The sequence below is a fragment of the Pseudomonas frederiksbergensis genome (assembly GCF_001952935.1).
In the GTDB taxonomy this organism is placed as follows: Bacteria; Pseudomonadota; Gammaproteobacteria; order Pseudomonadales; family Pseudomonadaceae; genus Aquipseudomonas; species Aquipseudomonas frederiksbergensis.
Map to the genome: position 1 here is coordinate 3,496,339 of NZ_CP018319.1, position 20,876 is coordinate 3,517,214.

Genomic DNA, 20,876 nt, shown 5'->3' on the forward strand with positions numbered 1-20,876 from the left:
GCTTAAAAGGCTGGAACTGGTGCCCACTTAAATTTAAGTGCACACCATGTCCTGGCTTCGAGGGGCTGGGTAGATGACTTGGCCGGACGCATACGTTCCTTTACCGCAATATCCATTTGTAGAAGGCGTACTTTTTTCGGTTGGCCGTTGCCATCGATATCGGATTGCCACTCCAGGTTGTTACCCTTGAGGTATGGAGCTTCACTGTCGGTTGCGTCTGTGAACAATAGCTTGGCTGTGACAGTGCCTATTGGGAACGTTGCATTGGTGGTCATAGGGCGCTCTAGGTTTTTCCACACCTTTCCAAAGGTGCTGGCGCCTAGCTCGTTGTAGAAACCCACCGCCCAATTGTTGGCTCGCCGGGTCTGGTTAGGGCCTAGCTCATGCAACCGGCTGCCCCTCTCCATGGTTAGACCATGGATGGGTTCGCGCTTATCGTGCATCCAGGGGGCATGGTACCAGCGCCGCACGGAGTTCTTCTGTAACTCCCAATCGACTTCTGTATTACCTTCGACTACATAACTCAAGACTGCTGCCATGTACTTCTGAGAGTCGGTCTTGTAGTTGATACTGCTCCAGTTAAATGTAGGATTTGAGGCTGGCGGGTTGGTGGGGTATTGATTGCTGATGGTAAAGCAGGGGAAACCCGAGATACACGAGGCCCTGGCAGAGGTGTTGAATTGCTTGATTGCTGCCTCTGTGTAGCCGTCCTCTTTAGACAGCGCATAGGCGTTGATGCAATAGACGGCGGGCACCGCGATGACGGTGTAAAGCAGAAAAGACCTAATTAACATAGTACTCTCCTTGGTTATTGACCATTGCGATCACGTTTCCACTACAAAAGACTATTCAGCTCTATTCCTTCCGGTATCGACCACCATAATGGGTGGAGCATCACGTGCCAGTATTTACGCCCAAGCTCGAATGAACAGTAGCTGAAAATTTTTTTGCGGGCGGGGTATATGTTCCACAGACCAAGTTGGCCTATGCGGATCTTATGCATATGCTGACGGCGTTGAGGAGTAAGCGTGCGCTCAACTCACCTTGCGTAATTCAGGCCAGCACCAAGTACATTCTCATTCGCACAAGCTGAATGCTTAGCGTATGATTTTTTTCCGAATTCTGTAGTCACCCCTACAAGCGCTACACGCTTTTGTGAGGACAAAGAAAAAGGGCTACTGGTGACAGTAGCCCTTGAATTTGAAGCATGAAATATTTTTGCACACTCTCATGCGGGGGTGTGGAGGTCTCACCCTACGCCGATGTTCAGCCATCGCCGGGGTTCCTACGCCAGTTATAGCCGCTGGAGGCAACTGGTTTCGCGCTCAAGCACGATCCTATATAAGGTGACACTTGTGTCAACCAAATCTGATGAATGGCCGAGATTTTCCGGGGCTTCCGGTAACCCTCTACAGTCTCAACCTGATAGACCGAATGCTATGCGTACGATTTTGCCGTTTTCTCTATCGTCCCCTAGGCATGCCAGCATTGTGTGAATACGGATCGCGTTCCTGATCTCGTTTCTCCAGCCTTTGGAAGAGTTGAAAGAACTCAGTTTTAAAAACTGTCGATTCTGGGCTATCCGGCAAGGTCAAAAGCTCGTAAGCAGCTTCCCACGCATTCAGGGATGTCCTGATCGTCACCAGCGATGTGGTATGTCTAGACAGAGCTCGTTCAGCATCACTCGCGTTGTCGCAGCGCTGAGAGGTGGATTCGGCGAGATATCGTGCAACCACGGTTGTTGACCAGCGACGAATGACCTCGCGTAGTAAATGAAAGGTCATGGATCTGCCATCGTATGGCAGCGCCCGCATCAAGGGGCGAGGCGGCTCAGTTTCGAGCAGAGAGATTTCAACCTCTCCCTCATCCAGTTGTGGCAGGGGAGGGGGCTGTATCGCGAACGGATCTTCAGTCCTCTGTTCGCTGACGCTGTTTTTGCATCCGTGTCTGCCGTACCACGTCCGCCAGGCTTTTCGTTCTTCGGCATCACGGCGTGGGTGGGCAACGTATGCTCGCCATTGGGCTCCTAATTGGTTTGTGCCGAGAAGCATGTGCTCCAAGTCATACTGGGAACGACCAGCCATGGAGTTTTCAATGTAGCGGAGGATCTCTGCCACCAATTGCCCAGGCACTATTCTGTCGCATCGCGAGCGGCCCTGATCTCGATAGATTTTCAGGTAACGCAGGCCGTTCTGCAAAATCGCATCTTTGTCCTTATCCATTCGAGCTCATCCCTTCGCTCCGGGCCGACTCCAGATATTCAGCCCACGTCTGCATAATTTCCTTCCTTTCGTTCAGCAAGAGTGCCTTGTTGTAGGTAGCCCTTACCTTATTGTTTTCCACGTGGGCCAACTGACGCTCAATCGCATCCGGCCTACAGCCATGCTCGTTTGCCCAAGTCGAGAAAGTAGTACGCCAGCAATGTGGAGTGGTTCTCTCGCCTAGGTTCATATCCCTCATGGCGTAAGTGAGCCGATTGGGAGTAGTGAAACCTTCACCGCTGCGGTGGGGGAAGAGATAACGGCCACTACCGGAAATCAGTTGTAGCTCCGCCAGTACGGCAAGGGCACCGGTCGATAGAGGTGAAACGTGATCGCGGCGAGCCTTCATTTTCGCTGCTGGACGCCGCCACAGGTTCGCAGTGAAGTCGAACTCGTCCCACTCTGCGTCTGCTGCTTCGCCGGGACGACACGCTGTAAGCGCGATAAGACGAAGGCACAATGCAGTCTCTGGGTAACCCCTGTAGGATCGCAGCGCTTGATAAAACTGCTTGATCTGGCTAGTCGTCATGACAGCCTTGCTTTGGCAGGTTGGTATCCGGAGGAAGCCTTCCAAGCTGGGTACTGGATTGAGATCTGCCAACCCACGCACTACCGCGTATTTGAAAATTGCAGATAGGTCGCCTTTCACATGAATAGCCGCCCATGCCCCGGAGCTTTTACAAGCTTCCAGTACGGGGCGAATTTCTTTTGCCGTAATTTCTGCAATTGCGAACGCATCGAGCTTGGGGCTGAGATGCCGCCTGATCCGTGACTCTTTGCAGCGGAAGGAGCCCGGTGTGTAGCTCGACTTAACATGGTCAAGGTAAGCAGCTGAAACCTTTGCAAAGGAGCTTTCCATGGCCTTTTTACGCTCGGCAGCAGCGTCAATATTGCGCTTTTTGCCGTCTTTTCTGTGTTGGGCTGGGTTGATTCCAAGCTTCGTCAGTTTGCGAGCTGCGTCACGTTCTGAGCGCGCCTCGGCAAGACCAATCTCTGGGTAAGAGCCGATAGCAAAAACATTTTCCTTGCCATCGAGTCGAAATTTCCATCGCCATAGCTTGCTACCGCTTGGCTGCACCAAAAGAAAAAGCCCGCCGCCATCCCCAAGCTTGTAAGGGGCGGCAGCGGGCTTTGCAGTGCGTACTTTAGCGTCTGTGATTAGGTCTTTAGGCATTTGGGTATCCGTGAGAGATGAAGAAAATACCCCCATCCAGAAATCGTGATACCCCTGATGCTACCCCGCTTTTCTCTAGAACACTATCACCCTTGCTGAACCGCACTGAGCTCTAGATATTTGGCAACCCCCTGTAAAAACAAGGGCTTCAGGCCAGTTTCAGGTTCAGTCCGGTTCACTCAGGTTCAGTAGAAGCCTTTAGACGTTGAAGCGGAAGTGCATCACGTCGCCGTCTTTAACGATGTAGTCCTTGCCTTCCAGACGCCATTTACCGGCTTCTTTGGTGCCAGCTTCGCCCTTGTACTGGATGAAGTCGTCATAGGCGATGACTTCGGCGCGGATGAAGCCTTTTTCGAAGTCGGTGTGGATCACGCCAGCGGCTTGTGGTGCGGTAGCACCGACGCGGACGGTCCAGGCGCGGACTTCTTCGACACCGGCGGTGAAGTAAGTCTGCAGGTGCAGCATTTCGTAGCCGGCGCGGATCACGCGGTTCAGGCCAGGCTCTTCGAGGCCCAGGGCTTCGAGGAACATGTCTTTCTCTTCGCCGTCTTCCAGCTCGGCGATTTCGGCTTCGATCTTGTTGCAGACCGGAACCACCATGGCGCCTTCTTCTTCGGCGATGGCTTTGACGATGTCCAGCAGCGGGTTGTTCTCGAAACCGTCTTCAGCGACGTTGGCGATGTACATGACCGGCTTGGTGGTCAGCAGGTGGAAACCACGAATCACCGCTTTGTCGTCGGCGCCCATGTTCTTCATCAGCGTACGAGCAGGTTTGCCGAGGGTGAAGTGAGCGATCAATTGCTCCAGCAGGCCTTTCTGGACCACGGCGTCCTTGTCGCCACCCTTGGCGTTGCGGGCGACTTTCTGCAGTTGCTTTTCGCAGCTGTCGAGGTCGGCAAAGATCAGTTCCAGGTCGATGATTTCGATGTCGCGTTTCGGGTCGACGCTGTTGGAGACGTGAATCACGTTCTCGTCTTCGAAGCAGCGGACTACGTGGGCGATGGCATCGGTTTCACGGATGTTGGCCAGGAACTTGTTGCCCAGGCCTTCACCTTTCGAGGCGCCGGCAACCAGGCCAGCGATGTCGACGAATTCCATGGTGGTCGGCAGGATGCGCTTTGGATTGACGATGGCCGCCAGGGCTTCCAGACGTGGATCCGGCATCGGCACGATACCGGTGTTCGGCTCGATGGTGCAGAAGGGGAAGTTCTCGGCCGCGATCCCGGATTTGGTCAGGGCGTTGAATAGGGTGGACTTGCCGACGTTAGGCAGGCCGACGATGCCGCAATTGAATCCCATGGTGTTTTCCCCGAGGAGTGAGTCAGGCCTTCTGGCTGTGCAGGTTTTTCATCGCGCGGTTCCATTCCCCGGCGAGGATATCCGGCAGCACGCCGAGGGCAAAGTCGATGCTGGCATCGAGTTTTTCCTGTTCGGCGCGTGGCGCACGACCCAGGACGAAATTTGAAACCATACTGGCAACGCCCGGGTGGCCAATGCCAAGCCGCAAGCGGTGAAAGGTATTCTGATTGCCCAGTTGCGCGATGATGTCGCGCAACCCGTTGTGACCGCCATGGCCGCCGCCCTGTTTGAGCTTGGCAACGCCAGGTGGCAGGTCGAGTTCGTCATGCGCCACCAGGATTTCTTCAGGCGTAATGCGGAAGAAGCCGGCAAGTGCCGCGACGGCCTGGCCGCTGCGGTTCATGTAGGTGGTGGGAATCAGCAGACGAACATCCTGACCCTGATGCGAATAGCGTCCGGTCAGGCCGAAATATTTGCGATCCGCCACAAGGTTTACGCCTTGTGCGTTCGCGATGCGCTCAACAAAAAGGGCCCCTGCGTTATGCCGGGTCTGTTCGTATTCAGCACCTGGATTTCCCAGGCCAACGATCAGTTTGATGGCAGTCACGATAGGGGCCCTTCCTTGGAGTGGTGGATAACATCGCCGCGACAGGTGTGTGCGGCGAAAGTGGACGACAAGTGCTCATTTACCATTATGTAAACTCCGCGTTCTCGCCCGCTTTCTCGCTACGCTTTAGTCCGCGATGTTTCCGGTCACTCCGGCGAACAGAGTGAAATTACTCTGCTGCGCCTTCTTCAGTAGCTTCTGGAGCAACACGTGGAGCGTGAACGTTGGCAACAGCCTTGTCATCGCCGTGTGCCAGAGCAACAAACTCAACGCCTTTAGGGGCTTTGAGGTCAGACAGGTGAATGATCGAACCGATTTCGGCGTTAGCCAGGTCGACTTCGATGAATTCAGGCAGGTCTTTTGGCAGGCAGGTCACTTCGATTTCAGCAACAACGTGCGAAACTTCGCCGCCTTTCTTGATCGGAGCTTCTTCGCCAACGAAGTGTACAGGCACGATAGCGGTCAGTTTCTGGCCAGCTACAACGCGTACGAAGTCAGCGTGCAGTACGTGGCCTTTGGCCGGGTGACGCTGCAGGGCTTTGATGATTACGTTTTGCTTGGTGCCGCCAACGTTCAGCTCGATGATGTGGCTGTAAGCCGCTTCGTTTTCGAGCAGTTTGGCAACTTCTTTAGCCAGCATGCTGATGGATTCAGGGGCTTTTTCGCCACCGTAAACTACAGCTGGTACCAGGCTTGCGAGACGACGCAGGCGGCGGCTCGCACCTTTCCCCAGGTCGGAACGCACTTCAGCATTCAGAGTAAATTCGTTCATGTTGTATCTCCAAAATAACCACATTCGCCCCAGCGTTTGCGACCAGCGCTAAAGGCGATATGGGCAAAAAAGCCCCGCCCCGACAGGAATGCCGGGGCGGGGCGCTTTTCGTCAACGAGATATTCGAGAAGGGCAGGGCCCTTAACGGAACATCGCGCTGATCGATTCTTCGTTGCTGATGCGGCGAACCGCTTCGGCAACTACCGGCGCGATATCCAGTTGACGGATACGCGAGCAGGCTTGAGCAGCAGCGGACAACGGGATGGTGTTAGTCACCACCAGTTCGTCCAGCATTGAATTTTCGATGTTTTCGATCGCCCGACCGGACAGCACAGGGTGTGTGCAGTAGGCGAAAACCTTGGCGGCGCCATGCTCTTTCAGGGCCTTGGCCGCGTGGCACAGAGTGCCGGCGGTATCGACCATGTCATCGACCAGAATACAGGTGCGCCCTTCGACATCACCGATGATATGCATCACTTCAGAGTGATTGGCTTTCTCACGGCGTTTGTCGATGATCCCGAGATCCACGCCCAGGGATTTGGCAACAGCACGTGCACGCACGACGCCGCCAATGTCCGGGGACACGATCATCAGGTTTTCGAAGCGCTGATCTTCAATGTCATCCACCAGTACCGGGGAGCCGTAGATGTTATCTACCGGAATATCGAAGAAACCCTGGATTTGGTCAGCATGCAGATCAACCGTGAGAACACGGTCGATGCCGACTACGGTAAGCATGTCAGCAACGACTTTCGCGCTGATAGCCACACGAGCGGAACGCGGACGGCGATCCTGACGGGCATAACCAAAGTAAGGAATAACAGCAGTGATACGAGTAGCCGAGGAGCGGCGGAAGGCATCAGCCATCACTACCAGTTCCATCAGGTTATCGTTAGTCGGAGCGCAAGTCGGCTGAATAATGAAAACATCTTTACCGCGGACGTTTTCATTGATCTCGGCAGTAATTTCGCCGTCGGAGAACTTACCGACAGAGATGTCACCGAGAGGGATATGCAGCTGACGTACAACACGCCGAGCCAGATCGGGGTTAGCGTTCCCCGTAAAGACCATCATCTTGGACACGCGCAGTACCTAGAGGCTGAGGGTAACCTGGATGAGTATGGAAAATGGCAGGGGCGGCTGGATTCGAACCAACGCATGGCAGGATCAAAACCTGCTGCCTTACCGCTTGGCGACGCCCCTGTATCTGTTGCAACGAGTACCCAGTACTCGATTCCTTTTAGAGCAGACTTTGCAGCTTGCGATGCAACATCGAAACGTTGCTTCCCTTTGCTACAAACCCTGTAAGGGTCTCTGTAAGAAGGGCCGAGACTTTATCAGCTTCAGCTTTGTTTGGGAAGCCCCCAAACACACAACTTCCAGTTCCGGTGAGTTTTGCTTCGGTAAATTTACCTAACAAATTCAATGCGTTACGTACATCTGGGTAACGCCTTGCTACCACCGGTAAGCAGTCATTTCGACTGTTTCCCTTGGGAACGGGGCGCACTTTAATGGGAGAAGAGTTACGTGTCAACAACGGATCTGAAAAAATTTCTGCTGTACTTACAGAGACTTGCGGCACAAGCACGAGATACCACGGTTCTTCGGGGTCTACAGGGGTCAGTTTTTCCCCCACGCCTTCGGCAAAAGCCGCGTGCCCACGCACGAAAACCGGGACGTCGGCGCCAAGCGTCAGGCCTAGAGCGGCCAGTCGATCCTCATCCCAACCCAGTTGCCAGAGATGATTGAGACCGAGCAAGGTCGTCGCGGCATTTGAACTGCCGCCACCAATTCCACCGCCCATGGGCAGAATTTTTTCGATCCAGATGTCGATGCCGAGCGAACAACCGGATTGCTCCTGAAGTTTTTTTGCCGCTCGAACAATCAGATTGCTGTCGTGAGGGACGCCTTCGAATTCGGTGTGCAGTCGAATCACACCGTCATCACGAACGGCGAAGGTGATCTCATCGCCGTAATCGAGAAACTGAAAAATAGTCTGCAACTCGTGATAACCGTCTTCACGGCGACCGAGGATGTGCAGCATCAGATTGAGTTTGGCTGGAGAGGGTAGCGTCAAGCGCGCAGCGGTCATGTTCACTGCCCCAATTTGCGAGGTTGCCATTCCTTGATCACTAGCGTGACATCAAGGTCGGTGCCATGCAGTTTGATCCGCTCGGGCAGCCAAAAGCCGTTTTGCTCGGCATAACTGAGGTATTCGACTTGCCAGCCATCCTGCTCAAGGTTGGCCAGGCGGCTGTCGGTGTCCAGCGTCAGGCGGCTTTTGCTGTCCGGAGCCGGGAGCCCCCGAACCCACCAGGCCAGATTCGACACCGGTAACTTCCAACCCAGTTGTTCTTCGACCAACACTTCAGGCGTCGGCGCTTCATAGCGGCCCTGGTTGGCGACTTCCAGCGAGACCTTGCCGGGGCGGCCGGTCAGGCGTGCTGCGCCGCGACCCAGGGGGCCGGAGAGGCGAATGTCGTAGTAATCCTGTCGCTGCAGCCAGAACAACGTGCCGCTGCCCGAGTCTTTCGGAGCGCGGATGCCGATCTTGCCGTTGATCTGCCAGCCGTCGAGGCTGGTCAGTTGCTGTTTGTACACGCGCCATTGGGCCGTGTTGCCTTTGCCCTGGACTGATTCGCGGGCACCGAAGCCCGCGCAACCGGCGAGCAGGGCGATGAAACTGAAAACGATGAGGTGGCGCAAAAACATAATGTTAAAGAGTCTCTGATCCGGTCAGGCGCTTGATGGTGCTGCGCAGGATGGGGCTGTCGGGTTGTTCCTTGAGGAACTTGCTCCAGATTTGCTTGGCTTCCCGTTGCTTGCCATTGGCCCACAGGACTTCGCCCAGGTGCGCGGCGACTTCCTGATCGGGGAAGCGCTCCAGCGCCTGGCGCAGCAGGCGTTCGGCTTCGTCGAGGTTGCCCATGCGAAAGTTCACCCAGCCGAGGCTGTCGAGTACCGCCGGGTCTTCCGGATTGATCTTGTGCGCTTGTTCGATCAAGGCCTTGGCTTCGACGTAGCGCGTCGTACGGTCCGACAGGGTGTAACCGAGGGCGTTCAACGCCATCGCGTTGTCGGGGTCGCGCTTGATGATCAGCCGCAGATCACTTTCCATCTGCGCCAGGTCATTGCGTTTTTCCGCTTGCATGGCGCGGGTGTACAGCAGGTTCAAATCGTCCGGGTATTGCTGCAAGGCTTGCTTCAATACATTCCAGGCCTTGTCGGGCTGTTTATTGGCAGACAAGGTTTCGGCTTCGATCAAGTACAACTGAATCGCGTAATCGGGTTGCTCATCGCGCTCCGCAGCCAGACGGCTTTGGGCTTCGGCGGTCTTGCCGTTATTCATCAGGATATCGGCCTGACGCAATTGCGCCGGCAGGTAATCGTTGCCAGGGCCGACCTGGGCGTACTCGATCAGCGCGCCTTGAGGGTCATTGCGCTCTTCAGCGATACGACCGAGGTTCAAGTGCGCCGAATCGACGTGGCTTTCCCGGGCAATCAGGTCTTCCAGATAGCCCTTGGCCTCATCCCAGGCCTTGGCTTCCAGGCAAACCAGCGCCAGGGAATAACGCAGCTCGTCGTCTTCGGGGTACTGCTGAACCAGGCTGGAGAACTCGGCTTTGGCGTCGTCCATGCGGTCCTGTTCAACCAGCATGCGCGCGTAAGTCAGGCGCAGGCGTTTGTCGTCCGGGTATTTCTTGATGCTTTTTTGCAGCAGCGGCAAGGCTTCATCGCCACGACTGAGGGCCTGCAGCAGGCGTGCGCGCAGCAAAATCGGTGCTATTTCGCCTTCGTCCGGAGGATTGTCTTCCAACAGGCTCAGCGCACCCTTGGCATCACCGTCCTGTTGCAGCAGCAAGGCTTTGCCGAAAATCAGCTGACTGTTGTTCGGATGGCGCTGCAATAAACGGTCAAAACTTTTCATCAAGCCATTGCGCGTGTCCTGGTCGGTATCGGCCGCAGACAGGGCGAGGAAGTCGAAATGCGTGTCGCCCTTGCCTTGCAGGACTTTCTCCATATAGACCATGGAGTCGTCATAACGCCCGGCACGAGCCAGTTGCACGGCAGCGGCCCGTTGCGCCTCAAGGTCTTGCGGCGCGTTTTTCGCCCAGATCAGCGCGGTGTCCAGGGCGGCCTGATCGGCGCCCAGATACTCGGCAATACGGAATGCCCGCTCGGAGATGCCCGGATCCTGAGTATTGATCGCCTGGGTCACGTAGTTGTCCAGGGCAATGTCGAAACGATTGCGCTGGCCAGCCAGTTCGGCGCTCAACAGGCTGAAGACGGTTTCTTCACTGAATGAGCTGTAAACCTTGGGCTTTTCAGGGGCCGGAGTGCTGTCTTCGACCGGCGGCGTACCGTCCGACGAAACGGGTGCCAAGGCCTGGCAGCCGCTGAGGAAGACAAAAGCGAGGAGCAACGCGGAAGATCTATTCATATAGGAAGAGGACGACTAACCTGCGGTCGGATCATCATGACACAAGCCTTCGGCCAAACATAACCGAGACTCAATCGGCGCCTTTATAGAGGCAGGTCATTGGGACAATAGTCAGCGGTAGTTGTTCTGGCTCTGTCGAAGTAGGACAATTGCCGGCTTCACGTCACTATCAGCGACCTTGAATGGCCTTCCTTGCACTCGGTATTAACCACAAGACTGCTTCAGTAGACGTCCGCGAGCGCGTGGCCTTTACCCCTGAGCAACTGGTGGAGGCCTTGCAGCAGCTCTGCCGACTCACCGACAGCCGCGAAGCCGCGATCCTCTCCACCTGCAATCGCAGTGAACTCTATATAGAACAGGATCACCTTTCGGCGGACGTCATCCTGCGCTGGCTGGCCGATTATCATCATTTGAGCCTCGAAGAGCTGCGTGCGAGCGCTTATGTGCACGAAGATGATGCGGCAGTTCGTCACATGATGCGGGTGGCTTCCGGGCTCGATTCGCTGGTGTTGGGCGAACCGCAGATTCTCGGTCAGATGAAATCGGCCTACGCCGTGGCTCGCGAGGCTGGCACCATCGGTCCGTTGCTCGGGCGGTTGTTCCAGGCCACGTTCAATGCGGCCAAACAGGTGCGCACCGACACCGCCATTGGCGAGAACCCGGTGTCGGTGGCGTTTGCCGCGGTCAGTCTGGCGAAACAGATTTTCAGCGACCTGCAACGCAGCCAGGCCTTGCTGATCGGCGCCGGCGAGACCATCACCCTGGTCGCCCGCCATCTGCACGAATTGGGTGTAAAGCGCATCGTCGTCGCCAACCGCACCCTGGAGCGCGCGAGCATTCTGGCCGAGCAGTTCGGCGCCCACGCGGTGTTGCTATCGGACATCCCGGCGGAACTGGTGCGCAGCGACATCGTTATCAGCTCCACCGCCAGCCAGTTGCCGATCCTGGGCAAGGGCGCGGTGGAAAGCGCCTTGAAACTGCGCAAGCACAAGCCGATCTTCATGGTAGACATCGCCGTCCCCCGGGATATCGAGCCTGAAGTCGGCGAACTGGACGATGTTTACCTCTATAGCGTCGACGATCTGCACGAAGTGGTCGCCGAGAACCTCAAGAGTCGCCAGGGCGCAGCCCAGGCGGCGGAAGAGATGGTTTCTATCGGCGCCGAAGATTTCATGGTTCGCCTGCGTGAACTGGCGGCGGTGGATGTGCTCAAGGCCTATCGCCAACAAAGCGAGCGCCTGCGCGACGAAGAATTGCAGAAGGCCCAGCGCATGCTGGCCAACGGCAGCAGCGCCGAAGACGTGCTGGTGCAACTGGCGCGGGGCCTGACCAACAAACTCTTGCACGCACCGAGCGTGCAGTTGAAAAAGCTCTCTGCCGAAGGCCGCCTCGATGCGCTGGCCATGGCCCAGGAACTCTTTGCCCTGAATGAGGGCTCATCGGATAGCTTTTCGGATAAAAAAACGCAATGAAAGCGTCACTGCTCAATAAGCTGGACATCCTCCAGGACCGTTTCGAGGAATTGACCGCCTTGCTTGGCGACGGCGAAGTCATTTCCGATCAGAACAAATTCCGCACCTATTCCAAGGAATACGCGGAAGTCGAACCGATTGTCGAAACCTATAAACAGTTGCTCAAGGTACAAAGCGATCTCGAGGGTGCTCAGGCGCTGCTCAAGGACAGCGACCCGGACATGCGCGAAATGGCCGTGGAAGAAGTCCGCGAAGCCAAAGAGCAACTGATCGATATCGAAGCCAGCCTGCAACGCATGCTGCTGCCCAAGGATCCGAACGATGGCCGCAACGTGTTCCTCGAAATCCGCGCCGGCACCGGCGGTGACGAGGCGGCGATTTTCTCCGGCGACCTGTTCCGCATGTATTCGCGTTACGCCGAACGACGCGGCTGGCGGGTGGAGATCCTCTCGGAGAACATCGGTGAACACGGCGGCTTTAAAGAAGTCATCGCTCGCGTCGAAGGCGACAACGTCTACGGCAAGCTGAAATTCGAATCCGGTGCCCACCGCGTACAACGGGTTCCGGCTACCGAATCCCAGGGCCGCATCCACACCTCGGCCTGCACCGTAGCGGTGTTGCCCGAGCCGGACGAGCAAGAGGCGATCGAGATCAACCCCTCGGATTTGCGTATCGATACCTACAAATCCTCCGGTGCCGGTGGTCAGCACGTTAACAAGACGGACTCGGCGATCCGCATCACGCACTTGCCGTCCGGTATCGTCGTCGAGTGCCAGGAAGAACGTTCCCAGCACAAGAACCGCGCCCGGGCGATGTCCTGGCTGTCGGCCAAGCTCAACGATCAGCAAACCAGCGCCGCCGCGAACGCTATCGCCAGCGAGCGTAAGTTGCTGGTCGGTTCGGGTGATCGCTCGGAGCGGATCCGCACGTACAACTTTGCCCAGGGGCGGGTCACCGACCACCGGGTCAACCTGACGCTGTATTCCCTCGACGAAATCCTTGCGGGTGGCGTCGATGCGGTGATCGAGCCGTTGCTGGCCGAATACCAGGCCGACCAATTGGCAGCGATAGGTGAGTAAATGACGATCATTGCCAGTTTGTTACGCGCCGCCGACCTGCCAGATTCGCCGACCGCGCGCCTGGATGCCGAATTGTTGCTGGCCGCGGCGTTGGGTAAGTCCCGCAGTTTTCTGCACACCTGGCCCGAGCGCATCGTTCCGAGCGAAGCGGCGCTTAAATTTGCTGAGTATTTGCAGCGCCGCCGTGGCGGTGAGCCAGTGGCCTACATCCTCGGCCAGCAAGGTTTCTGGAAGCTTGATCTGGAAGTGGCGCCGCATACGCTGATCCCGCGCCCGGACACCGAGCTGTTGGTGGAGACTGCGCTGGAACTGCTGCCGGCCACACCAGCCAAGGTCCTCGACCTCGGCACCGGCAGCGGCGCCATTGCGTTGGCCCTGGCCAGCGAGCGTCCGGCCTGGAAGGTGACCGCCGTGGATCGCGTACTCGAAGCCGTGGCCCTGGCCGAGCGCAATCGCCAGCGCCTGCACCTGAACAACGCCACCGTGCTGAGCAGTCATTGGTTCAGTGCGCTGGAAGGTCAGCGCTTTCAGCTGATCATCAGCAACCCGCCTTATATTGCCTCCGCCGATCCGCATCTGGTGGAAGGCGATGTGCGTTTCGAACCGGCCAGTGCCTTGGTGGCTGGCGCCGATGGGCTCGATGATCTGCGCCTGATTGTCGCCCAGGCGCCGGATTATCTGGAAGCGGGCGGTTGGCTGATGCTTGAACACGGTTACGATCAAGCCACTGCGGTACGCGATTTGCTGCTGACCCGCGGCTTTGAAGAAGTCCACAGCCGCACCGATCTGGGCGGTCACGAACGTATCAGTCTGGGGCGCCTGCCGTGCTGAATGATCAGGAATTGTTGCGCTACAGTCGGCAGATTCTGTTGCAACACGTCGACATCGACGGCCAGTTGCGACTGAAAGAAAGCCGCGTGTTGATCGTCGGTCTTGGCGGCCTCGGCTCGCCGGTTGCGCTGTATCTGGCCGCCGCCGGCGTCGGTGAATTGCACCTGGCGGACTTCGACACCGTCGACCTGACCAACCTGCAACGCCAGATCGTCCACGACACCGACAGTGTCGGCCTGAGCAAGGTCGATTCGGCGATCCGCCGACTGAGCGCGATCAATCCCGAGATTCAGTTGATCGCCCATCGTACCGCGCTGGACGAAGACTCCCTGGCCGCCGCCGTGGCTGCGGTGGATCTGGTGCTGGACTGTTCCGACAATTTTTCCACCCGCGAAGCGGTCAACGCTGCGTGTGTCGCCGCCGGTAAACCTCTGGTCAGCGGCGCAGCGATTCGGCTCGAAGGGCAGCTGTCGGTGTTTGACCCGCGCCGTCCGGAAAGCCCGTGCTACCACTGTTTATATGGTCACGGCAGTGAAGCCGAACTGACCTGCAGCGAAGCCGGCGTCGTAGGGCCATTGGTTGGCCTGGTGGGCAGCCTCCAGGCGCTGGAAGCGATGAAATTGCTGGTGGGTTTCGGCGAGCCGCTGGTGGGGCGCCTGTTGCTGATCGATGCCTTGGGCTCGCGCTTTCGCGAATTGCGGGTCAAGCGTGATCCGGGCTGCAGCGTCTGTGGTTTGAAGCATGCGTGAAGCGCCGATTGGCGTGTTCGACTCCGGTGTCGGCGGGCTTTCGGTGCTGGCCGAGATTCAGCGTTTGCTGCCCAACGAATCACTGTTGTACGTCGCCGATTGCGGGAATATTCCCTACGGCGAGAAAACCCCGGAGTTTATCCGTCATCGCTGCAGCGTGATGGCCGGGTTTTTTCAGCAGCAGGGCGCCAAGGCCTTGGTGCTGGCTTGCAACACGGCGACGGTCGCTGGCGTTGCCGACTTGCGCCGCGATTATCCCGAGTGGCCCATCGTCGGCATGGAGCCGGCGGTCAAACCGGCCGCTGCCGCCACCCGCAGCGGTGTGGTCGGCGTGCTCGCCACTACTGGCACCTTGCAGAGTGCCAAGTTCGCTGCGTTGCTCGACCGATTCGCCACCGATGTGCGCGTCATCACCCAGCCGTGTCCCGGCCTGGTGGAGCTGATTGAAAACGGCGATCTGCACAGCGAGGCGTTGCGCCAGTTGCTGGCCAGGTATGTGGAACCATTGCTCGGCGCTGGGTGCGACACGATAATTCTGGGCTGCACGCATTATCCCTTCCTAAAGCCGTTGCTTAAGCAGATGATCCCCGATGACATCAGTTTGATTGATACCGGCGCCGCTGTAGCGCGGCAACTTCAGCGATTGTTGGCAGAGCGGGAATTGCTCGCCCAAGAACCTGCGCGTGCTGCGCAGTTCTGGACAAGTGCCGATCCGGAGCATTTCAGAAATATCTTGCCGATACTGTGGAATACCACTGGTGTTGTGCGAAGCTTCAATGAGTAAACAAAACTCGGGGCAAGCGAATAATTGGGGTGAACTTCTGATTAATCGTCGACTTCTATAGCGTTAAGCAACAAAAAAACCATACGAAATCGTTCGGAAAAGGATGTTTCTAATGAAGCGACTATTCTGCTTGGCCGCGATTGCGGCCGCACTAATGGGGCACAGTTTTACCGCACAGGCGGCAGGCGTGGAGTTCGCGGTCGGCCAGACTGACGAATCGACCATGACCTATCGGCTGGGCATGCAATTCGATTGGGACAAGAGCTGGTTGCAGAGTGATATCGGTCGTTTGACTGGTTACTGGAGCGGTGCCTACACCTATTGGGATGGCGACAAGACCTCCAGCAACCACAGCCTGTCGTTCTCGCCGGTGCTTGTTTACGAGTTTGCCGGGCAGACCGTCAAACCCTACCTGGAGTTGGGCGTTGGCGTCGCGGTATTCGCCAATACCGAAGTCGAAAACAACCAACTGGGCAGTGCCTTTCAGTTTGAAGACCGGTTCGGTTTTGGACTGCGCTTTACGGGCGGGCATGAAGTCGGGATTCGTGCGACGCATTATTCCAATGCCGGAATCAGCAGCCCGAACGATGGTGTAGAAAGTTACGCACTTCACTACACCATGCCGCTGTAAGACTCACTCGGTCAAATGTGGGAGCGGGCTTGCTCGCGAATGCGGACTGTCAGTTGACATCATCGTTGACTGACACACCGCCTTCGCGAGCAAGCCCGCTCCCACATTGGATCTTCATTGGTCTGACTTTCAGCGATACGCCGTGGTAATCCCTTGGCGTTCTTCGATGCATTCCGGTGCGCCCATCTCGAACTCCCGACAGATCAACGGGCGTTTTTCGTAGATGGTGCACATCATCGTGTTGCGATCCAGCGCGGCGCACCAGCCGTCATCCAGGCGCAGCATGACTTCCCCGCCCCAGTCATCGGTATCGATAAAGCGTTCGGGCACGCCCGTGTCCGTGATCAGCATGACTTCGAGCTGACAGCAGCAGGCTGCGCAGGTCGAGCATGTGACCGCAGGCTCGGCGATTTGCGTATGGGGAATGGTTTTCATGGCGCCCAGTGTAAGGCAGTGGGCCGCAGCCGTGTGAAAGGCCTGACGGACAGGGTGATCTCATGGCTGTGATTCAACAGCCAGGAGCGATCAGCCTTGAGAGGCGGTTGATTTACGGCTGGTCCTTGATCGGCGGGTTGCTGCGCACCATGCGTTTGCCGATTGCCAGGTTTGCTCGGTGGGGTGATTTCGATAATGGCCAGAGGTCGGCCATGAACAACGCGGGAAAGGCTATCTCCAGCGGCCGATCCTTCAGTTCGGCGAAGATGTGGCGTGCGGCCTTGTCCACCGGCCAGCCGAGTGGCGTGGGACTGTTTTGCGCTGTCAGGGGTGTTTCGACAAACCCGGGGCTGACCACGGTGACTTCGATGCCGTCCGGAGCAAGATCAATGCGCGACGATTCAAACAGATAACGCAACCCGGGCTTTGAGGTGCCATGAGCCTCGGACCGTGGCAGCGGCAGGTAGGTGACCGAGCTGGCGACGCCCACCAGATATGGCGCGGTGCCGGCGCGCAAGAGCGGCAGGGCAGCCTGGATGCAAAAGCTGCTGGCAAGCAGATTGGTGCGCACCACGTGCTCGACGATCGACGCATCGAACTGCTGAACGTCGACGTATTCGCAAGTGCCGGCATTGAGGATCACCGTGTCCAGGGCTCCCCACTCCTCGGCAATCTGCTCGCCGATTTCTCGCACGGTCTGGCTGTTGGTCAGGTCACCGGCCACTACCAGCACTTGCCCCGGATAACGCTGGGACAAGACTTTGAGTGGCGCCACAGAACGAGAGCTCACCGCGAGGTGAGCACCGGTTTTCAATATTTCTTCGGCCAGCGAGGCACCAATGCCGTTGCCGGCACCTGTCAGCCAGTAGCGCCTTGGAGGTGTAAAACTCATCCCATTCTCCTTTTCAGTCAGGTAGTCACCCGGCAGATTGTCGTGATGGCAGGTTCTTGAACGCGGCCAGTGCCCGTTGGCGAGAGCTGCTCAGATTAACGATCGGCGACGGATAATCCGCCACACCGAACAGGCCGCCGAGGTTCGCCGGGTTGTGCACATCCTTCTTGTTCAGCCCGGCCAGTTCCGGCAGCCAGTACTTGATGAACAGCCCCTCGCTGTCGAATTTCTCCGACTGGCTAAGCGGGTTGAAAATCCGGAAGTACGGCGCCGAATCGGTGCCAGTGGACGAACTCCACTGCCAGCCACCGTTGTTCGCCGCCAGGTCGCCATCGATCAGATGACGCATGAAAAAACGTTCGCCTTCACGCCAGTCGATCAGCAGGTTCTTGGTCAGGAACATCGCCACTACCATGCGCAGGCGGTTATGCATCCAGCCGGTTTCAAGCAGTTGGCGCATAGCCGCGTCGATAATCGGCAGACCGGTGCGGGCCTCTTGCCAGGCCAGGAGTTCATCCGGGGCATCGCGCCAGGCGAGGGATTCGGTTTCCGGGCGGAAGGCGCGATGACGCGAGACCCGTGGGTAGCCCACCAGGATGTGTTTGTAGAACTCGCGCCACAGCAATTCGTTGATCCAGGTAACGGCGCCGACCTTGCCACTTTCGAACTCGCCCTGATTGCTTTGCAGCGCGGCGTGTAAACATTGACGGGGTGAAATCACCCCGGCGGTGAGATAGGCCGACAGCTGACTGGTGCCGGGTTTGGCCGGGAAATCGCGTTCGTTTTTGTAGTCGTCGATCTGAGCGTCGGCGAAGGTGACGAGGCGGCGGTGGGCTTCGGCTTCCCCGGCAGGCCAAAGACTGCGCAGGCTGTCGCTGGGCGTTGCGAAGCCTTCAACGTTCGACGGGATCTTGTCGCTGTCGATCGCCAGCGGCGCCTGCACGGCGGGTGCTGGGACCCGCTGCGGTAACGACCAGCGCAGGCGGTCATAACACGCCTTGCGGAACTGGCTGAACACCTGAAAGTAAGTGCCCGTTTTGGTCAGTACGGTGCCCGGTTTCAACAGCAATTGATCGAGGTAGCTGTAAAAGTCGATGGCGTGGGCATTCAGTGTTTCGGCCACGGCTGCGTCACGACGGCTTTCATGAATGCCGTACTCCTCGTTGACGTGCACCGCGTCGACTTTCAACTGCTGGCAAAGATCGAGCATCACCTTGGGTGCTTCATCCCAGCGAGATGCCTTGCGGATCAACAAGGGAATGTTCAGCTCATCCAGGGCGCTGCGTAACTCGCTCAGGTTGCGCAGCCAGAAATCCACTTTGCACGGCGCATCATCGTGTTCCAGCCATTGCTCCGGGCTCAGCAGATACACCGCCACAGTCGGGCCGCGGGCTGCAGCGGCCGAAAGGGCGGTGTTGTCATTGAGGCGCAAGTCGCTGCGCAACCAGATCAATTGCACAGGGGTATCCGCACGATTCATTAAAAAATTCGCCATTAAATGAGCCCACGTTGAATCAGGCCCTGATGCGCTGCTAGCGGATCTTCAGCCAGGAACAAATCAGTGATCTTGTACGTTCGTGCGGACAACTCGGTGTGGTGGATGCATACCGTTGGTCCGGCAATCAATTTTGGGCAACTGACCCCGTTCAAAAGTTTCGGCAGCTGCGAAAGATTCAGGGCTTTGCTGGAATACAGCAGTACGCCGCGGGCTTGCAGATGATCGACCGCCAGTGCGAGTTCGCCGGCAGGAAGTGGCCAGTCGAACACTTCCACCGGGCAATCGGCGCTGCTGATCAGCCAGGCGGTCAGCCACAGGTGGGGTTCCAGTGGCAGGTCCGAGTGATTGATCAACAACAGTGGCGCGGTGCGTAACTGCCGGTTGTTATGGTAGATGCGTGCGCCAAATTTGCTGCGTAACCAGGAGTAAAAAAACACTCGTTCCATCTGTGCGCCGAACTGGCCTTGCCAGCGTTGTTCCAGTTCAGCCAGCAAGGGCATCAGCAGTTGTGCGCACAAGGTCCGTGGTGGATACAGCGCCATGGCCTGATTGACGGTGTCATCGACGGTGCGTTCATTCAGTTGAGTGACCGCTTGCAGCAGCGTCTGGCGCAGCACTTGCCAATCGTTTTCGACGGATTGGGTTAAGGCCTGTGGGGTGTCGAGCAGTTGTTTGACCTGGCTGACAGCCACGCCGCGATTGAGCCAGGTGAGGATCGTCAGGATGCGTTGAACGTGGTCGGCAGAAAACAGCCGATGCCCCTTGGGCGTGCGTTGCGGAACGATCAGGCCGTAACGCCGTTCCCAGGCCCGCAGGGTGACGGCGTTGACGCCAGTCTGCCGCGCGACCTCACGGATCGGCAGCCAGCCTTCGTCGAGGGCTTTCCTGAAGTCGGCACCGAGGTCTTCGCTGGCGCTGGTGTCGAGTGGGCTTTTCATTGGATTGTCATTAGATCGCGTTTCGCAGGCTGAGATTTTCCGGGTGCGGTTGCAGGTAAACCTGTTGCGCAATGTACGGATCCGGGTGTTGACGGAAGAAGTGTTTGAGCAGCGTCAACGGCACCACCAGCGGCACGATGCCGTGGCGGTACTGGCCGATAACGTGTTGCATTTCCTGTTTGTCTTCAGGGCTGATGGCCTGTTTGAGATAGCCACTGATGTGTTGCAGGACGTTGGTGTGGGTGCGGCGTGTGGCGCATTTTTTCAAGGCCGCCATCAGCTCGCTGAAGTAGCGCGGGCCGAGTTCGTTCGGATCGGTCTGGCCCATGTTGCCCAGCAGATTCCCCAGGGTTTTGTACTGCACCGGATTGTGGGCCATCAGCAGGTATTTGTAGCGCGAGTGAAAGTCCGTGAGGCCACGGCGAGTCAAACCTTCGCGCAGCAACTGCTGCCAGGCACTGTAGGCAAACACGCGGGTGAGGAAGTTTTCTCGCAGCACCGGGTCGTTGAGTCGGCCGTCTTCTTCCACCGGTAGATTCGGATGCCGCGCGCAGAACGTCTGGGCATAGATACCTCGGCCACCACCGTCCACTGGCGCACCGTTGGCGTGGTAGATCTTGACCCGATCCAAACCGCATGACGGGGATTTCTGCATGAAGATGTAGCCGCTGATGTCGCCCAGTTCCGCGGCCATTTTCTGACCGTACTCGGCGAGGGGCCGGGTGACATTGAGCTCCGGGTTGACCGAGCCGACAGCCTCGGGATGTTCGGGATTGCCCACCAGGCGTATCGGCTCCCGAGGAATGCCGAGGCCGATGGCGACTTCGGGGCAAACCGGGACGAAATCGAAATAGTCCGTGAGGGTGCGACTGCACAACTGCGAGGCCTTGTGCCCGCCGTTGTAACGTACTTCTGCGCCCATCAGGCAGGCGCTGATGGCAATCTTCGGTTTCACGGCGTGGGGCATCGGAGCACCTCGAATCTAAACCTGTACAGACTGTTCAGTCTGTACA

The 20,876-nt window shown here is 57.5% G+C and carries 21 protein-coding genes and 1 tRNA gene; 6 read left to right on the forward strand and 16 right to left on the reverse strand.

Translation table 11 applies throughout. The features are described 5' to 3' along the window. Nucleotides 1–2: 2 nt before the first annotated feature. The 11 genes from PFAS1_RS29530 to PFAS1_RS16270 all read right to left on the reverse strand — a co-directional run bounded on the left by PFAS1_RS29530 (nucleotide 3) and on the right by PFAS1_RS16270 (nucleotide 10,554). Entirely contained in the window at nucleotides 3–794 is a 792-nt protein-coding gene (locus PFAS1_RS29530; protein WP_156886725.1) for a hypothetical protein, read from the reverse strand. 669 nt (nucleotides 795–1,463) lie between these two features. After that, nucleotides 1,464–2,222: a hypothetical protein gene (locus tag PFAS1_RS16225; RefSeq protein WP_076029793.1), complete on the reverse strand. Its 759-nt coding sequence runs from the start codon at nucleotides 2,220–2,222 to the stop codon at nucleotides 1,464–1,466. After that, entirely contained in the window at nucleotides 2,215–3,435 is a 1,221-nt protein-coding gene (locus PFAS1_RS16230) for a tyrosine-type recombinase/integrase (protein WP_076029794.1), read from the reverse strand. Before PFAS1_RS16230 ends, PFAS1_RS16225 begins: the two co-directional genes overlap by 8 nt. Nucleotides 3,436–3,633: 198 nt before the next feature. Next, entirely contained in the window at nucleotides 3,634–4,734 is a 1,101-nt protein-coding gene (gene ychF, locus PFAS1_RS16235; RefSeq protein WP_008011955.1) for a redox-regulated ATPase YchF, read from the reverse strand. A 22-nt stretch (nucleotides 4,735–4,756) separates the two neighbouring features. Then, nucleotides 4,757–5,341: an aminoacyl-tRNA hydrolase gene (pth, locus tag PFAS1_RS16240; protein WP_008153430.1), complete on the reverse strand. Its 585-nt coding sequence runs from the start codon at nucleotides 5,339–5,341 to the stop codon at nucleotides 4,757–4,759. A gap of 169 nt (nucleotides 5,342–5,510) precedes the next feature. Continuing rightward, nucleotides 5,511–6,113 carry a 50S ribosomal protein L25/general stress protein Ctc gene (locus tag PFAS1_RS16245; protein ID WP_076029795.1) on the reverse strand — a complete coding sequence of 201 codons (603 nt, stop codon included), beginning with the start codon at nucleotides 6,111–6,113 and terminating at the stop codon, nucleotides 5,511–5,513. Nucleotides 6,114–6,254: 141 nt separating this feature from the next. Further along, nucleotides 6,255–7,196, reverse strand: coding sequence for a ribose-phosphate pyrophosphokinase (locus PFAS1_RS16250; protein WP_003208392.1), 942 nt, complete (start codon nucleotides 7,194–7,196; stop codon nucleotides 6,255–6,257). Nucleotides 7,197–7,241: 45 nt separating this feature from the next. Then, a tRNA-Gln gene (locus PFAS1_RS16255) sits at nucleotides 7,242–7,316 on the reverse strand. Between the two features lie 37 nt (nucleotides 7,317–7,353). Next, nucleotides 7,354–8,205, reverse strand: a complete 852-nt coding sequence (gene ispE, locus PFAS1_RS16260; RefSeq protein ID WP_076029796.1) for a 4-(cytidine 5'-diphospho)-2-C-methyl-D-erythritol kinase — start codon at nucleotides 8,203–8,205, stop codon at nucleotides 7,354–7,356. A gap of 2 nt (nucleotides 8,206–8,207) precedes the next feature. Continuing rightward, nucleotides 8,208–8,825: a lipoprotein insertase outer membrane protein LolB gene (gene lolB / locus PFAS1_RS16265; RefSeq protein ID WP_074880254.1), complete on the reverse strand. Its 618-nt coding sequence runs from the start codon at nucleotides 8,823–8,825 to the stop codon at nucleotides 8,208–8,210. Between the two features lie 4 nt (nucleotides 8,826–8,829). After that, nucleotides 8,830–10,554, reverse strand: a complete 1,725-nt coding sequence (locus PFAS1_RS16270; RefSeq protein ID WP_074880251.1) for a tetratricopeptide repeat protein — start codon at nucleotides 10,552–10,554, stop codon at nucleotides 8,830–8,832. Nucleotides 10,555–10,736: 182 nt separating this feature from the next. Here PFAS1_RS16270 and hemA point away from each other — a divergent pair, with 182 nt between their 5' ends. The 6 genes from hemA to PFAS1_RS16300 all read left to right on the forward strand — a co-directional run bounded on the left by hemA (nucleotide 10,737) and on the right by PFAS1_RS16300 (nucleotide 16,100). Further along, complete coding sequence (hemA, locus tag PFAS1_RS16275; protein WP_076029797.1) at nucleotides 10,737–12,026, forward strand: glutamyl-tRNA reductase; 1,290 nt, start codon at nucleotides 10,737–10,739, stop codon at nucleotides 12,024–12,026. After that, on the forward strand, nucleotides 12,023–13,105 hold the full coding sequence (gene prfA, locus PFAS1_RS16280) for a peptide chain release factor 1 (protein ID WP_046048306.1): 1,083 nt from the start codon (nucleotides 12,023–12,025) through the stop codon (nucleotides 13,103–13,105). Before hemA ends, prfA begins: the two co-directional genes overlap by 4 nt. Next, nucleotides 13,106–13,936 carry a peptide chain release factor N(5)-glutamine methyltransferase gene (gene prmC / locus PFAS1_RS16285; protein WP_076029798.1) on the forward strand — a complete coding sequence of 277 codons (831 nt, stop codon included), beginning with the start codon at nucleotides 13,106–13,108 and terminating at the stop codon, nucleotides 13,934–13,936. It abuts the gene before it with no gap. Beyond that, nucleotides 13,930–14,685, forward strand: a complete 756-nt coding sequence (locus PFAS1_RS16290; protein WP_076029799.1) for a molybdopterin-synthase adenylyltransferase MoeB — start codon at nucleotides 13,930–13,932, stop codon at nucleotides 14,683–14,685. Before prmC ends, PFAS1_RS16290 begins: the two co-directional genes overlap by 7 nt. Continuing rightward, entirely contained in the window at nucleotides 14,678–15,469 is a 792-nt protein-coding gene (gene murI / locus PFAS1_RS16295; RefSeq protein WP_076029800.1) for a glutamate racemase, read from the forward strand. Before PFAS1_RS16290 ends, murI begins: the two co-directional genes overlap by 8 nt. A 112-nt stretch (nucleotides 15,470–15,581) precedes the next feature. Then, nucleotides 15,582–16,100 (forward strand): acyloxyacyl hydrolase, encoded by a 519-nt coding sequence (locus tag PFAS1_RS16300; protein WP_074880232.1) that lies wholly within the window; start codon nucleotides 15,582–15,584, stop codon nucleotides 16,098–16,100. 129 nt (nucleotides 16,101–16,229) lie between these two features. Here the strand turns inward: PFAS1_RS16300 and PFAS1_RS16305 are convergent, their stop codons facing one another. The 5 genes from PFAS1_RS16305 to PFAS1_RS16325 all read right to left on the reverse strand — a co-directional run bounded on the left by PFAS1_RS16305 (nucleotide 16,230) and on the right by PFAS1_RS16325 (nucleotide 20,830). Continuing rightward, nucleotides 16,230–16,535, reverse strand: coding sequence for a YkgJ family cysteine cluster protein (locus tag PFAS1_RS16305; RefSeq protein ID WP_074880229.1), 306 nt, complete (start codon nucleotides 16,533–16,535; stop codon nucleotides 16,230–16,232). Nucleotides 16,536–16,647: 112 nt separating this feature from the next. Further along, nucleotides 16,648–17,427, reverse strand: a complete 780-nt coding sequence (locus PFAS1_RS16310; protein WP_076029801.1) for an SDR family NAD(P)-dependent oxidoreductase — start codon at nucleotides 17,425–17,427, stop codon at nucleotides 16,648–16,650. Between the two features lie 25 nt (nucleotides 17,428–17,452). Then, complete coding sequence (phrB, locus tag PFAS1_RS16315) at nucleotides 17,453–18,886, reverse strand: deoxyribodipyrimidine photo-lyase (protein ID WP_083671776.1); 1,434 nt, start codon at nucleotides 18,884–18,886, stop codon at nucleotides 17,453–17,455. A 35-nt stretch (nucleotides 18,887–18,921) separates the two neighbouring features. Next, the gene (locus PFAS1_RS16320; RefSeq protein WP_076029803.1) at nucleotides 18,922–19,863 is read right to left on the reverse strand and encodes a MerR family transcriptional regulator; all 942 of its coding nucleotides are present in this window, start codon (nucleotides 19,861–19,863) and stop codon (nucleotides 18,922–18,924) included. 10 nt (nucleotides 19,864–19,873) lie between these two features. Then, nucleotides 19,874–20,830, reverse strand: a complete 957-nt coding sequence (locus PFAS1_RS16325; protein ID WP_076029804.1) for a YbgA family protein — start codon at nucleotides 20,828–20,830, stop codon at nucleotides 19,874–19,876. Nucleotides 20,831–20,876: the final 46 nt, after the last annotated feature.